The 792-nt window shown below is 64.8% G+C and carries 2 protein-coding genes and 1 pseudogene; 1 reads left to right on the top strand and 2 read right to left on the bottom strand.

What is annotated here, in order from left to right; translation table 11 throughout:
* Window positions 1-167, top strand: a 167-nt coding sequence (locus OR16_RS42500) for a helix-turn-helix domain-containing protein (RefSeq protein ID WP_006165119.1), incomplete at its 5' end; no start/stop codon positions are given.
* Window positions 168-208: 41 nt separating this feature from the next.
* Here the strand turns inward: OR16_RS42500 and OR16_RS39290 are convergent.
* Together OR16_RS39290 and OR16_RS39295 are read right to left on the bottom strand one after the other, a co-directional pair.
* The gene (locus tag OR16_RS39290; protein ID WP_006165120.1) at window positions 209-535 is read right to left on the bottom strand and encodes a hypothetical protein; all 327 of its coding nucleotides are present in this window, start codon (window positions 533-535) and stop codon (window positions 209-211) included.
* A gap of 74 nt (window positions 536-609) precedes the next feature.
* Window positions 610-792 (bottom strand): annotated as a pseudogene (locus OR16_RS39295) (helix-turn-helix domain-containing protein); the annotation flags it as partial.

The following is a 792-nucleotide window of genomic DNA, read 5'->3' on the forward strand; positions in this document are numbered from 1 at the left end:
CCGACTGGCGTGGCGAGACGGAGGAGCGCCGCCGCATCGTCGCCGAGCTGGATGCCAATAGCTGGCGGCGCCAGGATACGGCGGCCAGCCTGGGCATCAGCCGCAAGGTGCTGTGGGAGAAGATGCGCAAGTTCCAGATCGCCGACAACGAGGCCGAGCCGGCGTGAATCGCCCCCGTGCCTTGGCGCGGGGGGGGGGGCGCTGCGATTCAGAACGTCTTCTTGCCGCCCTGGTAAGCGCTGACGATGCGGTTCATTTCCGCCAGCAGCGCGGCGGGCTCGCCGTGCAGCGTGCGCGCGATGCCTTGCATGTAGCCGAGCAGTTCCTGCTTGGCGGCTTCGGCAAAGTCCATGGTCACTGCCTGGTCCTCGTACAGCAGCACGTACGAGCGGGCGAAGCCATACAGCAGGAAGTAGGCCGCGGCGTGCGCGGGGTCCGTGTCGATCAGCTCGCGCGTGGCCTTCTTCACCGTCACGAAAGCGTCGGTGCCGGGGAGCGAATCCTGGAATTGCTGGAGGGTGGTTTCAAGCGTCATGGCGCAATATCGGTGAGTGGAAACGGGTTCGGTGGGTCAAATGAAAATGGCCGCATGGCGGATCTTGCTCGCGCTCATACGCTGTTCAACATGCGCCGCAGCAGCGCGGCGCCATCGCGTCCCTTGTAGGCGCGTTGCCATAGGTCATTGACCATGGTGGTGTACAGCCGTACCGCCTCAGGCGCCGCGGTCACGGTGGCGATGCCCGTGGACACATTGGGGAATTCGCCAAAACGAAATGGGCTGGTGGCCACATA

The sequence above is a fragment of the Cupriavidus basilensis OR16 genome (assembly GCF_000243095.1).
GTDB lineage: Bacteria > Pseudomonadota > Gammaproteobacteria > Burkholderiales > Burkholderiaceae > Cupriavidus > Cupriavidus basilensis_D.